Origin of the sequence: Paractinoplanes aksuensis, from assembly GCF_024137025.1 — a bacterium.
GTDB classification, from domain to species: Bacteria; Actinomycetota; Actinomycetes; order Mycobacteriales; family Micromonosporaceae; genus Actinoplanes; species Actinoplanes aksuensis.
Window position 1 is genome coordinate 53,538 of sequence record NZ_JAMYJR010000037.1, and the last position, 12,820, is coordinate 66,357.

Here is a 12,820-nt window from a genome sequence, read left to right on the forward strand (position 1 = left end):
TAACGAGTGGATCAAAGATTGGCTCACATCGATACCCAGGCTCACCCACATCCCAGGGAGTGCCCATGTCCGTTCCCAGAATCCGCACCGGTCTGGCCGCCGTCCTCGCGGCCGTCACCCTCGTCGCGGCGTCGCCGGCGGCACCGGCCCTCGCGGCCAACCCGTACGAACGCGGCCCCGCCCCCACCACCAGCAGCATCGAGGCGTCCCGCGGCTCGTTCGCGATCGCCCAGACCACCGTCGCCCGCTCCGCGGTCAGCGGCTTCGGCGGCGGCACGATCTACTACCCCACCAGTACGGCGTCGGGCACGTTCGGCGCGATCGCCATCTCACCCGGCTTCACGGCCTCGCAGTCCAGCGTCTCGTGGCTGGGCCCGCGCCTCGCCTCCCAGGGCTTCGTCATCATCACGATCGATACCCTGAGCACGCTCGACCAGCCGGCCGCGCGCGGCACCCAACTACTGGCCGCCCTCGACTACCTGACGAGGACCAGCAGCGTGCGTACGCGCATCGACGCCACCCGCCTGGGCGTCATGGGCCACTCGATGGGCGGCGGCGGCAGCCTCTCGGCCTCGGTATCGCGGCCGGCCCTGCAGGCAGCCATCCCGCTCACCCCGTGGCACGGCACCAAGAACTGGTCGTCGGACCGGGTGCCGACCCTGATCATCGGGGCCGAGAACGACACCGTGGCGTCGGTGTCGGCCCACTCGGAGCCGTTCTACACCAGCCTGCCGAGCACCCTCGACAAGGCGTACCTGGAACTGAACAACGCTTCCCACTCGGCGCCGACCTCGACCAACGTGACCGTCGCCAAGTACAGCATCAGCTGGCTGAAGCGCTTCGTCGACAACGACACCCGCTACGAGCAGTTCCTGTGCCCGGCCCCCTCGGGCTCGGCCATCCAGGAATACCGCGACACCTGCCCCCACTCCTGAGCTTCACGCACCACGCGGCGCCCGGCAGCCATCGGCCGGGCGCCGCGTGGTGCGCTCTTCCGGCGTGCCGCCGCCTCCTCCACCCATGGGGGAAATCGGGGAATACGTTGTCTTCGCGGTTTCGCCGGTGCCCGGCCATGAGGCGTCAGCGACGGCGTGGCCGAAGGCCGGCAAGACCATGGCCTCCGTTGACGACGTACCAGTTCAGATGCTTGCGGCGGCCGGTCTTGGAACCGGTAAGACTTCTCGTGGCTTCGAATTCCACGCACGCCCTCCGCCATGAAAGGCCAGTTCAGCGGGTGTGCCGGGTTACGCGGGTACGGGTAGCTGCTCGATCGGGACGACGACGTCGGCGAGGGCCGGGTGGCTCTTCTCCTGCACGGGGGGCCCTTCGCGATGTCCGGGCGCGAACACGATCGGACCGGGCATCCCCCGCCCGGTCCGATCGTGTTCTCCACTTACTTGGACAGCGAAGCCAGGGTGTCAGTGGTCTCGAGCACCTTATGTGCTCTGCGACTACGAGCCGAGCGTGCATCGGGCCGCACGAGCCGGCGCTTCAACTGGGACCATCCTCCAGCTCGGGCCAAGCGCGGCCAGCCTAGTTATCCACAGGCGGGCGGCTGTCCACAGGCTCGACCTGCTCGATCGCCGGCCAGGCCGGGTCGGGGTGGAAGTCGCACCAAGTGCCGTCGAACGGGAAGGCGCCTGCTTCGACCAGGTCGACGATTTCGTGGCCGGCCTTGCGGACGCGGTGTTCGTCGTCGACCCAGTAGGCGTCCGGCATGGCCAAGCGGGCGACGAACTCGTCCTCGTCCTTCCACTGCCATGTGCGGTCGGGCTGGACCACCACGTCGAGATCCCAGTCGACCGTGTCGACGAAGCGCCCACCCGAGATCGAGGCAGCCGCTTCCAGGTTCGCGTACCACTGGTAGAACTCGCCCTCGGGGCGAAAGAACCAGCGGACCGAATAGTCCCGGCCGTGCGGGTGCCAGCTCAGCAAACCGTGATCGACGGTGTGGGGGACCGGGACGCGCTGAGCCGCCGACCACTCCGTCAGCGGCGTCTGGGCCATGCCGCGTCCGTCCGGCATGTTGAAGTGCCAACCCTGGGCGCCCGCCGGGGACCACAGCAGCAGCCCGTCATCCCGATGGTCCGCGACCTGCATGGGAAAGAACATCCCCAGCTGGTCGCGCTGCCAATGGCGGAGATAAACGGTGGTTCCGGACACCAGTGACATTCCGCGAGCCTATCGAGGCGATTCTCAGTAGGCGCCTTTGCGCTTGAGGACGACCCAGATCGTCCGCCACAGGATGCTCAAGTCGTACGTGAGCGACCAGTTGTCGACGTAGTAGAGGTCCAGCCGTACGGCCTCGTCCCACGACAGGTCCGAGCGGCCCGACACCTGCCACAGGCCCGTGATGCCAGGGCGTACCAGCAGCCGCCGGCGGACGTCACCCAGGTAGTCGCCGTCATCGGCCGGCAACGGGCGCGGGCCGACCAGCGACATCTCGCCCTTCAGCACGTTGATCAGCTGGGGCAGCTCGTCGAGGGACGTCGCCCGCAGCTTCGCGCCGAACGAGAAGATCCGCGGGTCGTTCTTCATCTTGAAGAGCATGCCGTCGGACTCGTTGAGCTCTTCCAGCGTGCGCTTGCGCTCTTCCGCGTCCACATACATCGTGCGGAACTTCCACACCCGGAACGTACGGCCCTCGTGCCCGACGCGGGGTTGCCGGAAGAACACCGGACCGGGGTCGGAGAGCCGGATGCCGAGCGCGATGAACAGCAGGATCGGGCTGATCAGCAGCAGGCCGAGGCCGGCCGCGACCCGGTCGAGCAGGTTTTTGGCCAGCCAGCCGGGGCCCGACAGGGTCGGCTCCTCGACGTGCAGCAGCGGCAGGCCCTCGATCGGGCGGATGTGCACGCGGGGGCCGGCGATGTCGGTCAGCTGGGGCGCGACCACCAGGTCGACCCCGGTGCCCTCGAGCTGCCAGGCCAGGCGGCGCAGTTCGCCGGGTTCGGCGCTGGCCGAGCCGCAGACCGCGATGGTGTCGGCGCCGACCTCGCGCACCAGCGACAGCACGTCGCGGGCGGCGTAGACCGGGACCGGGGTCTCGATGCCCCGGGCCGCCGCGTAGCCATCGGTTATGTGGATGGCGACCGGGATGAGGCCGGCGGCGGGGCTGCGGGTGACCGCGGTGTAGACCTCGAGCGCCTCGGGCAGGGTGCCGACCAGGATCATGCGGTGGGCGCCGTGGCCGGTCTTGCGCCGGGCGAAGTGCAGCACCTGGCGCGCGATGACCCGGCCGCAGACCAGGAACAGCAGCGCCATGATCGAGACCGCGGCGACCGTGCCGCGTGACAGCGGCGCCTTGGTGGCGAAGGCCAGCAACGACACGCAGGCCACCACGGTGACCGAGGTGCGCACGACGCGTTTGAACTCTTCGCTGCCCAGGCCCAGGTAGCGGCGGTCGTACGCACCGTTGGCCCAGAGCAGGATCAGCCAGCCCAGCGGCAGCACCACGTAGGCGAAGAAGAGGAACAGCTCTTCGCCGTGCAGGAAGCCGAGGCTGCGGCCGAGGAAGCCGGAACGGGACTTCTCGATGTACGTCGCGGCCAGGTGGCTCGCGGCGACGCCGGAGATGAGGTCGAGGATGAGGAGGATCAGCGTGTACGGGCGGTGCCAGCGCGAGAGGCGCTTGTGCTGCCGGTTCCAGGCTGATCGGGGTACGCCGTTGCTCGGTGGCGGCTCTTGCTGCCACTCGAAGCTGTCGTACGGCACGGGTTTGCTCCGGCTGCTGTCGGTAACCGGGCGATGCAGGCTAGCGGTCACCTCGCCTACGTCCTCCCGCATCCGGAAAAGATTACGCACCGCCACGGGACCGAGGGACGACCGCGTCGCGGAAACGTGGGACCGGGCCACTATACCGATGGATCGGGCGGAGAGAAGCGGACGTTGTGCCCGCTTTCCGAACCGTGTACGCACCGTGACCGTTTGGCACCTATCGGATCAACTTGGACAGGCGTCGATCGGCCAGCGGCTTGCCGCCGGTCTGACAGGTGGCGCAATATTGCAGGCTCTTGTCGGCGAACGAGACCTCGCGGACGGTGTCACCGCAGACCGGGCAGGGCAGCCCGGTGCGCGCGTGGACCCGCATGCCGGCCCGTTTCTCGCCCTTGAGCTCGGCCGCCTTCTGCCCGACGGATCGGGCCACGGCGTCGGTCTCGACCTCGCGCAGGGCCGCGTAGAGCGCGTCGATCTGCTCCTCGGTCAGCTTGCCGGTGAGCGCGAACGGCGACAGCTTGGCCACGTGCAGGATCTCGTCGGAGTAGGCGTTGCCGATGCCGGCCAGCACCTCCTGGTCGACCAGAACGCCCTTGATCTGCCCGTTCCGGCTCTTGATCAGCGAAGCGAACTCGTCACGGGAGACGGCCAGCGCGTCGGGGCCGAGCCTCGACACGCCCGGGACCTCGGCCGGATCGCGTACCAAATAGGCCGCGAGGGATTTCTGGGTGCCGGCCTCGGTGAGGTCGAAGCCGGAGCCGTCGTCGAGCCGCATGCGGAGCGCGATCGGGCCGCTGCCCGGCTTGAGCGGGTTGGGCGACTTGAACGCGTCGCGGTAGTGCAGCCAGCCGGCCCGGGCCAGGTGGACGACGAGGTGGATGTCGGGACCGAGGCCGATGTCGAGGAACTTGCCGTGGCGGCCGGCCGAGGTGACCTGGAGGCCGGCGATGGCGGTGGCGGGCGGGTCGAAGGTCTTCAGCGCGCTGAACGAGGAGACCTCGAGGCGTTCGACGGTGTGGCCGACCGCACGCTCACGCAGGTAGGCCGCGAGCGCCTCGACCTCGGGAAGTTCGGGCACATCGTCAACGGTAGCGTTTAAAGCCGTGAAGGTCGTCGTTGCGCACAACCGGTATCGGGAAGCAATGCCGTCGGGCGAGAACGTCATCGTCGACACGGAGATCACCCAGCTGCGGGCGGCCGGGGTCGAGGTGCTGCCGTTCCAGCGCAGCTCCGACTCGATCGGGGCGCTGCCGCCGGCCCAGAAGGCACTGCTGCCGCTGTCGCCGATCTATGGCCGGGCCGCCCAGCGCGACCTGTCGGAGCTGCTGAGGGCGGAACGGCCGGACGTCTTTCACCTGCACAACCCGTACCCACTGCTGTCGCCCTGGGTCGTTCGCACGGCCCACGCCCAAGATGTGCCGGTGGTGCAGACCGTGCACAACTACCGGCAGGTGTGCTCGTCGGGTCTGTATTTCCGCGACGGCCACAACTGCCAGGACTGCCGCGGCAAGATCGTCGGCTGGCCGGCCGTACGGAACAAGTGCTACCGGGGTTCGGCCGCCCAGAGCGCCCTGATGGCGACCACGCTGGCCGTGCACCGGCCCACCTGGCGCTCGGTCGACCGGTTCATCGCGCTCACCGACCGGATCGCCGCCCACCTGCACGACTACGGCATCCCCGACGATCACATCGTGGTCAAGCCCAACGGCCTGCCCGATCCGGGTGAGCCGACGCCGCCGGGCGACGGTTTCCTGTACGGGGCCCGCCTGTCCCCCGAGAAGGGCCTGGCTCTGCTGCTGGCGGCCTGGCGGCAACACCCGGACGGCTCGCTCGGCCCGTTGCGCATCGCCGGCGACGGCGAGCTGCGCCCGCTCGCCGAGCAGGCCGCGGCCGAGCGCTCCGACGTCGAATACCTGGGCATTCTCGACCGCGACGGGATGCGCAAGGTCCGCGACGAGTCGGCCGTGGTGGTCGCCGTGCCGACCTGGAACGACGTGCTGCCCACGGTGATCCTGGAGGCGATGGCCTCGGGCCGCCCGGTGCTCGGCACGGCTGTGGGCGGCATCCCCTACCTGGTCGGCGACGACGCGGGCTGGGTCGTCGAGCCCACTCCGGCCGCGGTGGCCGCCGCCCTGCCGCTGGCAAGGGCCCAGGCCGCCACCGTCGCGCCTCGAGCCCGCGCCCGTTACCAGCAGCACTTCCACCCGGATGTGCTGACCCCACGGCTGATCGAGATCTACAGCGAACTCTGATCATTCACTCAGGTAGATCATGTGATCCGACGGGAACGCACAGTGGGTGAGTATCTCCCGCAGAAATGTCCTGCTCGGGGTGGCCGGCGCCGCAGTGACCGGAGGCGCCGGCTACGCGATCGGCCGCACGAACCAGCCCGCCCCTGAGCCAGCCGAACCAGCGGTGGCCGAGCCGAAATACCACTCCCGGCCCGACTTGAACACGCTGCCCGACGTCACGATCACGACGCCCGCCACCGGCACGGTGGCGGGCTCGATCTTCTTCACCCCGGCATCCGGCGCGGGGTTGTGGGGCCCGCTGGTCGTCGACGAGAAGGGCGCGCCGGTCTGGTTCAAGAAAGTGCCCGACCCGGCGACCGTGGCCATCGATCTGAAGGCCCAGACCTACCGCAACCAGCCGGTGCTGACCTGGTGGGAGGGGACCATCGGCGGCACCGGGGGCCAGGGCGTGGGTCAGGGCGAGTTCGTGATCGCCGACCGGTCGTACCGGGAGATCACCCGGGTCCGGGCGGCCGGCTCCGAGCAGGCCGACCAGCACGACTTCGTGATCACGCCGCGGAACACCGGCCTCTTCTGGGTCTACGACCCGATCCCGTACGACCTGAGCAGCCTCGGCGGGCCGGCGGACGGGGTGCTGCACGACGGGGTGATCCAGGAGATCGACATCGCGACCGGGCGCAAGGTCTTCGAGTGGCGGGCCAGCGACCACGTGGAGCTCGACGAGTCGTATGCGCCGCTGCCGGTGGGGGATTCAGAGCATCTTCCGTACGACTATTTCCACGCCAATTCGGTCGGGCTGGCCGCCGACGGGCAGATCATCGCGTCGGCCCGGCACACGTGGGCCGTCTACAAGATCGATCGTAGGAGCGGCGAGGTCAGCTGGCGGATCGGCGGCAAGAAGTCCGATTTCGAGGTTGACGAGCGGACGAGGTTCTCGTGGCAGCACGACTTCCGGCAGCGGCGGGACGGGTCGTACGGGCTCTTCGACAACGGCGCCGGGGTGACCAAGGAGAAGGAGTACTCACGCGGCGTGGTCTTCAAGGTGGACGAGGCGGCCCGCCGGACCACGTTCGTGGCCGAGTACGTGCACCCGGATCGGCTCTCGGCTCCGACCCAGGGCAGCTTCCGCGAGCTGGCCGACGGCGGCTCGTTCGTCGGCTGGGGTCAGATGCCGCACTTCACCGAGCACAACGCGGACGGCTCGGTGCGGCTGGCCGGCCACCTGCCGCTCGACAACCAGTCCTACCGCGCCTACAAGGCCGAGTGGACGGGCACGCCACCGGACCAGCCCGCGCTGGGCCTGCGGATCGAGGACGGCAACGTGGTCGTGGCGGCCAGTTGGAACGGCGCGACCCGGGTGGCCCGGTGGCGGGCGCGTTGGGGCACGCAGCCGGGCGCGCTGTCCGGCGGCACGGTCGAGGCGGCCCGCACCGGCTTCGAGACCACGCTGACGGTGACCGGCCTGCCCGAATACGTGGTGGCCGAGGCGCTCGACGCGAGCGGCCGGGTGCTGGGCTCCTCGTCCGCGATTCCGGTGCGAGTGTGATCGGTCACAGTTGACATCGTTGGCTAACGCCATTAGCTTTTAGCTAACTGAATTAGCCAATGCTTGGGAGGCAGAGATGACCGAGTTCCTCACCGTCGACGGCGGCACCATCGCGTACGAGATCACCGGTGCCGGTCCGCTGGTCGTGCTCGCGCACGGCATGGGTGACAGCCGTGAGTCCTACCGGTTCGTCGTCCCGCAGCTGGTCGCGGCCGGTTATCGCGTCGCCGACGTCGATCTGCGGGGCGCCGGCGAGTCGAGCGCGGTGTGGCCGTCGTACACCCGCACCGACATCGCCGGGGACCTGATCGCCCTGGTGCGCCACCTCGGCGGTCCGGCCGTGCTGGTCGGGCAGTCGATCTCGGGCGGCGCCGCCACCGTCGCCGCCGCGCAGGCGCCTGATCTGATCGAGGGCATCGTCGAGATCGCGCCCTTCACCCGCAAGCTCTCCTTCAAGCTGGGTGACCTGCGGTCCAAGACGTACCGCCAGGGCATGACGCGATTGGGGATGATGGCCGTGCTGGGCAGCGTGAAGTGGTGGCACAAATACCTCGACCTCGCCTTCCCCGGGCGCAAGCCGGCCGACTGGGCTGAGCAGCTGCAGCGCAACGCGGCCATGCTGGCCGAGCCGGGGCGGATGAAGGCCCTGCAGAAGATGGGTCAGACGCCGGCCACCGACGCCGGGGCGCAGCTGGCCAACGTGCGCTGCCCCGTGCTGATCATCGAGGGCTCACTCGATCCGGACTGGGTCGACCCGCGGGCCGAGGGCGAAGCGATCCTGGCCGAGCTGCCGGCCGGGCTGGGGCAGCTCGAGGTGATCGAGGGCGCCGGCCACTACCCGCACACGCAGTACCCCGACGAGACCGTCGCCCGGCTGCTGCCGTTCCTCAAGGCGTACGCCCGTGCCTAGGGCGGGGCTCGACCCGGCCGCGGTCACCGCGGCGGCGGCCGGGCTGGCCGACGAGGTCGGACTGGCCAACGTGACCATGGGCCTGGTCGCCGAGCGGCTCGGGGTGCGCACGCCGTCGCTCTACAAGCACGTGGCGAGCCAGGCCGACCTCAACCGGCGGATCGCGGTGCTGGCCCTGGTCGAGGTGGGCGACGCCCTGCGTGAGGCCCTGCAGGGGCGGGCCGGCCGCGACGCACTGGCCGCGGCCGCCCACACGCTCCGGTCGTACGTGGTGGAACATCCGGGCCGGTACGCCGCCACCCTGCCGCTCAATCCGGAGGGGCCGGACGATCCGATCGCCGTCGCGGGGGCCCGGGTGCTCGACTCGCTGGCGGCGGTGCTGGCCGGTTACGCGATCGATCCGGCCGACACCGTCCACGCGATGCGGTTGTTGCGCAGCCTGTTCCACGGCTTCGCCACGATCGAGGCGGCCGGCGGGTTCGAGATGGACACCGACGTCGACCAGAGCTTCGAGTGGCTGGTCGACTTCATCGACCGCGGCCTCAAGGCCTAAGGCTGACCGCGCAGCGCCTCGCGGGCCGAGAACATCACGCTGGCCGCCAGGAAGGCCGCGTTGACCAGCGTGAACAGGCCGATGAACCAGATCGTCCACTGTGGCGCCACGATCAGCACCAGGCCGGCCAGCGCGATCACCGCGCCGTAGTCGCGGACCAGCTTGATCAGGCGCACCGGCAGGGAGCGGCTGGTGACCATGCTGGACGCCTTGTCGCCGGACTGCATGACCGAGGTGACCAGGTTGACCATCCACGTGCCGGCGAACGCGGCCAGCAGCCAGGCCGGGGTGTCCGGCACCTGGGCCTCGGCCGTCGCGGCCAGGGCGGCCACCAGGGAGATCTGGACGGCGACGTCGCACAGCACGTCGAGCCGGGCCCCGGCCGCGCTGGTCTGACCGGTGACCCGGGCCAGTTGTCCGTCGGCGCAGTCGAACGCGTACGCCAGCTGCCAGCCCAGCAGCGCGAGCAGGCCGATCGGCCAGGCCCAGAAGTCGCCGCGGGCGACCGGCTCGGCCGCGGCGATCACGACGATCGAGGTCAGGCCGCCCAGGCCGAGGTTGAGCACGGTCAGCACGGTCGGTGACAGGTGGTACTTGTGCGCCCGGACCGCGATCCGGGCCCCGGCGTGCTGGCTCACCGCCTCACTGAACAGGCCGCCACCCCGGTTGACCGCGTAGTAGTCGGCTGCCGTGGGCGCGGCAGGATGGTCAGCGGCCGGCGACGGCGTCGACATAGTGCGCCAGCTTTCCGTTGATCTCGTCGGGGCTCATGGCGAGGTGTTCCAGAATCGTGTAACGGTCGGGGCGGGTGCGCGGTGCGAACGACACGGCCTCGACGAACTGCTCGGCGCTCAGCCCGACGTCGGCCGGAACCCGCGGCAGCTGGTGCCGGGCCAGGCAGTCGGCCATCTGGGCGAAACGCCGCTCGTCGCCCCGCAGGAACGTGCAGAACAACGCGCCCAGCCCGGCCAGCTCGCCGTGCGAGGCGGTGCCGGGATAGAGCGAGTCGATCGCGTGCATGATCTCGTGGCAGCCCCCGCTGGCCGGCCGGCTGCTGCCGCTGACCGCCATGGCCAGGCCGCTCGAGATCAGCGCCTCGGCCAGGACCGTGACGAAGGCGTCGTCGTGCAGGTCACCGGGCATGGTGAGCACCGCCTCGGCGCCCATCCGGGCCAGCGAGGCGGCCAGGCCGTCGACCGGCTCGCCGCGCATCTCGCGGGCCAGCTCCCAGTCGGCCAGCGCGCTGATGTTGCTGATCGCGTCGCCGATGCCGCCGCGGTTGACCCGTTCCGGGCCGGTCTCGACGAAGTCCAGGTCGACGATCACGCCGAACGGGATGTGCACCCCGTACGAGTTCTTGAGTCCCTGGTTGATCAGGCTGGCCACCGGTGAGGCGAAGCCGTCGTTGGCCAGGCTCGTGGACACCGAGACCATCGGCAGTCCCCACCGGTTGGCCGCGTATTTCGCCGTGTCGATCGTCGTGCCGCCACCGATGCCGACCACCGCGTCGTACGGGCGGGAGCGCAGCTTGTCGGCCAGCTCCAGGGCCGCGTCCAGGGTGCCACCGCTGGCCGTGAAGACATCGGCCGTCTCGAGGGAGGGCCGGATGAGATCGGCGATCCGCTCGCCCTGGCCCGGGCCGACCACGACCGCCACATCGCCGCCGGCGGAAATGCGCCCGTCGGCCAGGATCCGGCCCAGGTCGGCCACGGCGCCCCGGCGAACGTGGATGTACAGGGGCGCCTGGACCGTGCGGGCTAGTAGCGGCATGCGATGTCCCGGGCCTTGGCCAGGTCGTCGTGGTTGTCGACCTCGACCCAGTCGACCGAGCCGATGGTGGCCGCGCGGACCTGGCCGCCGCGCTGCGCGAACTCCTGGAAGCCGTCCTCGTAGTACAGGTCGGGGTTGCGCTCCCAGGTCGCCTGGAGGGCGTCGGCCAGCTCGGCCGCGGCCGAGGCCTCGATGATGTTGGCCCCGATGTACTCGCCGAACGCATCGGCCGGGTCCATCAGCTTCGTGATGCTGGTGAGCTGCCCGTCCTCGTCGAAGATGGTCTTCATCTCTTCGTCGGCCAGCTTCTTCACGTTGTCGATGGCGAGCAGGATGCTCGGGCCGCGCTGGGCCAGCAGGGTCTGCTCGACGCTGACCGGGTGCACGGTGTCGCCGTTGACCATCAGGGCGCCCTGCGCGAAGTGGTCCCGAGCCAGCCACAACGAGTACGCGTTGTTCCACTCCTCGGCCTTGTCGTTGTGCACGAGGGAGATCTTGACGCCGTACTTGCTCTCGAAGCCGGCCTGGCGCTCCTCGACCGCGCCGGCGCGGTAGCCGACGACGATCGTCACGTCGGTCAGCCCGGCCGCGGCCAGGTTGCGCAGGGAGATGTCCATGATCGTGGTCTCGCCGTCCACGGGGACGAGAGCCTTGGGCAGGGTGTCCGTGTACGGACGAAGCCTGCGTCCGGCTCCGGCGGCGAGAATCAGACCGATCATCGAGCTTCTCCATCTGTTGGGTGAACTCCGCGAGAATAACGGGTGCTGTCCCACAGCCCGGACCGCACGAGCCGAACGGAAATTCCGTAGAGGCGGCTCGTAAGCTGGTGGCCATGACCGCTGAGCAGCTGATCTCTTTCGCCCGGGGCGCTCCGTCGCTGGACATCATCGACGTCGAGGGCCTCAAGGCCGCCGCCGCGCGCGCCTTCGACGCCGATCCCGCTGGTGTGACCGCCTACGGCACGTCCGTCGGCTATGTCCCGCTGCGCAAGTGGATCGCCGAGAAGCACGGCGTCTCGGCCGATCAGGTCATTGTGACGAACGGCTCCCTCCAGGCCGACGCGTTCCTGTTCAACCACCTCGTGCAGCCGGGCGACGACGTCGTGGTCGAGAAGCCGACGTACGACCGCACCCTGCTCAGCCTGCAGAACCTCGGGGCCAAGGTGCACCAGGTGACGCTGCAGTCCGACGGCATCGACGTCGACGAGCTGCGGACGCTGCTGGAGTCGGGCGTGCGTCCCAAGCTCGCCCACATCATCCCGAACTATCAGAACCCGGCCGGCATCACGCTCTCGGTCGAGAAGCGCCAGGCCCTGCTCGCGCTGGCCGCCCAGTACGAGTTCACGATCTTCGAGGACGACCCGTACGTCGACATCCGCTTCCGCGGCGACGCCCTGCCCTCGATGCTCTCGCAGGACAGCGACAACCTGGTCGTGCACGCCTCCAGCTTCACCAAGACGGTGTGCCCCGGTGTTCGCGTGGGCTACCTGGTCGGCCCGGCCGCGCTGATCGACGCGATCGCCAAGAAGGCCACCAACCTGTACATCTCGCCCGGCATGGTTTCCGAGGCGATCGTGCACCAGTTCTGCGTCTCGGGCGACATCGAGCGCTCCGTGGCGACGGTCAGCGCCGCCCTCGGCGAGCGGGCCCGCGTGCTGGGTGAGTCGCTGCGCAAGCACATCCCCGGCGCGACCTTCACCGAGCCCGACGGCGGCTACTTCCTCTGGGTCGACCTGCCGTCCGACGTCAACGTCGACAAGCTCTTCCCGGCCGCGATGAAGAAGGGCGTGGCCATCGTCAAGGGCAGCGACTTCCTGCTCGAGGGCGGCCACAACTCGGTCCGGCTGGCCTACTCGGCGGTCACCGTCGAGCAGATCGACGAGGGTGTGCGCCGCCTGGCCGAGGCGATCGAAGAGGTTCGCGGCTGACCCGTCCGCGCGGAACGGACGCCCGGTGGGTCGGCTACTACCCGCCGGGCGTAGCCTCTGGCGGTTTTGAACGTCCGTGTGGGGAGGCAAAGGTGAGCGATCGTTCCCGGAACAGGCCGCTGTCGCGGGCCTTCGCCGCGCCGGT

12 protein-coding genes are annotated in these 12,820 nt (G+C 69.7%); 6 read left to right on the forward strand and 6 right to left on the reverse strand.

Features of this window, described 5'->3' with window-relative positions; genetic code table 11:
* Positions 1-65: 65 nt before the first annotated feature.
* Positions 66-935 carry a poly(ethylene terephthalate) hydrolase family protein gene (locus M1L60_RS32665; RefSeq protein WP_256517604.1) on the forward strand — a complete coding sequence of 290 codons (870 nt, stop codon included), beginning with the start codon at positions 66-68 and terminating at the stop codon, positions 933-935.
* Positions 936-1,533: 598 nt separating this feature from the next.
* On the opposite strand, the gene M1L60_RS32670 is transcribed toward M1L60_RS32665, so the two are convergent.
* The 3 genes from M1L60_RS32670 to M1L60_RS32680 form a co-directional block, all read right to left on the reverse strand.
* Positions 1,534-2,172, reverse strand: coding sequence for a ribonuclease FAU-1 family protein (locus M1L60_RS32670; RefSeq protein WP_253241409.1), 639 nt, complete (start codon positions 2,170-2,172; stop codon positions 1,534-1,536).
* 24 nt (positions 2,173-2,196) lie between these two features.
* On the reverse strand, positions 2,197-3,786 hold the full coding sequence (locus M1L60_RS32675; RefSeq protein ID WP_253241410.1) for a sugar transferase: 1,590 nt from the start codon (positions 3,784-3,786) through the stop codon (positions 2,197-2,199).
* Between the two features lie 148 nt (positions 3,787-3,934).
* On the reverse strand, positions 3,935-4,795 hold the full coding sequence (locus tag M1L60_RS32680; protein WP_253241411.1) for an Fpg/Nei family DNA glycosylase: 861 nt from the start codon (positions 4,793-4,795) through the stop codon (positions 3,935-3,937).
* 25 nt (positions 4,796-4,820) lie between these two features.
* Between M1L60_RS32680 and M1L60_RS32685 the strand changes: the two genes are divergently transcribed.
* The 4 genes from M1L60_RS32685 (at position 4,821) to M1L60_RS48010 (ending at position 8,978) form a co-directional block, all read left to right on the forward strand.
* Positions 4,821-5,969, forward strand: a complete 1,149-nt coding sequence (locus M1L60_RS32685) for a glycosyltransferase family 4 protein (protein WP_253241412.1) — start codon at positions 4,821-4,823, stop codon at positions 5,967-5,969.
* A 46-nt stretch (positions 5,970-6,015) separates the two neighbouring features.
* The gene (locus tag M1L60_RS32690; RefSeq protein WP_253241413.1) at positions 6,016-7,515 is read left to right on the forward strand and encodes an arylsulfotransferase family protein; all 1,500 of its coding nucleotides are present in this window, start codon (positions 6,016-6,018) and stop codon (positions 7,513-7,515) included.
* Between the two features lie 76 nt (positions 7,516-7,591).
* On the forward strand, positions 7,592-8,425 hold the full coding sequence (locus M1L60_RS32695; RefSeq protein WP_253241414.1) for an alpha/beta fold hydrolase: 834 nt from the start codon (positions 7,592-7,594) through the stop codon (positions 8,423-8,425).
* Positions 8,418-8,978 (forward strand): TetR-like C-terminal domain-containing protein, encoded by a 561-nt coding sequence (locus tag M1L60_RS48010; RefSeq protein WP_253241415.1) that lies wholly within the window; start codon positions 8,418-8,420, stop codon positions 8,976-8,978. The genes M1L60_RS32695 and M1L60_RS48010 overlap by 8 nt, the downstream gene beginning before the upstream one ends.
* Here M1L60_RS48010 and M1L60_RS32705 read toward each other — a convergent pair.
* The 3 genes from M1L60_RS32705 to M1L60_RS32715 are packed head-to-tail and all read right to left on the reverse strand — an operon-like array spanning position 8,975 to position 11,467.
* Complete coding sequence (locus M1L60_RS32705; protein ID WP_253241416.1) at positions 8,975-9,712, reverse strand: CDP-alcohol phosphatidyltransferase family protein; 738 nt, start codon at positions 9,710-9,712, stop codon at positions 8,975-8,977. The genes M1L60_RS48010 and M1L60_RS32705 overlap by 4 nt on opposite strands.
* Positions 9,687-10,748, reverse strand: coding sequence for an iron-containing alcohol dehydrogenase family protein (locus tag M1L60_RS32710; protein WP_253241417.1), 1,062 nt, complete (start codon positions 10,746-10,748; stop codon positions 9,687-9,689). The genes M1L60_RS32705 and M1L60_RS32710 overlap by 26 nt, the downstream gene beginning before the upstream one ends.
* Positions 10,736-11,467, reverse strand: coding sequence for a phosphocholine cytidylyltransferase family protein (locus M1L60_RS32715; RefSeq protein ID WP_253241418.1), 732 nt, complete (start codon positions 11,465-11,467; stop codon positions 10,736-10,738). The genes M1L60_RS32710 and M1L60_RS32715 overlap by 13 nt, the downstream gene beginning before the upstream one ends.
* 113 nt (positions 11,468-11,580) lie before the next feature.
* On the opposite strand from M1L60_RS32715, the gene M1L60_RS32720 reads away from it, so the two are divergent.
* The gene (locus M1L60_RS32720) at positions 11,581-12,675 is read left to right on the forward strand and encodes an aminotransferase-like domain-containing protein (RefSeq protein ID WP_253241419.1); all 1,095 of its coding nucleotides are present in this window, start codon (positions 11,581-11,583) and stop codon (positions 12,673-12,675) included.
* Positions 12,676-12,820: the final 145 nt, after the last annotated feature.

What these genes read in the sequence shown, in the direction of transcription:
- M1L60_RS32665 (WP_256517604.1), top strand. Translation starts at nt 66, where the DNA reads ATGTCCGTTCCCAGAATCCGCACCGGTCTGGCCGCCGTCCTCGCGGCC.
- M1L60_RS32670 (WP_253241409.1), bottom strand. Translation starts at nt 2,172, where the DNA reads ATGTCACTGGTGTCCGGAACCACCGTTTATCTCCGCCATTGGCAGCGC.
- M1L60_RS32675 (WP_253241410.1), bottom strand. Translation starts at nt 3,786, where the DNA reads ATGCGGGAGGACGTAGGCGAGGTGACCGCTAGCCTGCATCGCCCGGTT.
- M1L60_RS32695 (WP_253241414.1), top strand. Translation starts at nt 7,592, where the DNA reads ATGACCGAGTTCCTCACCGTCGACGGCGGCACCATCGCGTACGAGATC.
- M1L60_RS32705 (WP_253241416.1), bottom strand. Translation starts at nt 9,712, where the DNA reads ATGTCGACGCCGTCGCCGGCCGCTGACCATCCTGCCGCGCCCACGGCA.
- M1L60_RS32710 (WP_253241417.1), bottom strand. Translation starts at nt 10,748, where the DNA reads ATGCCGCTACTAGCCCGCACGGTCCAGGCGCCCCTGTACATCCACGTT.
- M1L60_RS32715 (WP_253241418.1), bottom strand. Translation starts at nt 11,467, where the DNA reads ATGATCGGTCTGATTCTCGCCGCCGGAGCCGGACGCAGGCTTCGTCCG.
- M1L60_RS32720 (WP_253241419.1), top strand. Translation starts at nt 11,581, where the DNA reads ATGACCGCTGAGCAGCTGATCTCTTTCGCCCGGGGCGCTCCGTCGCTG.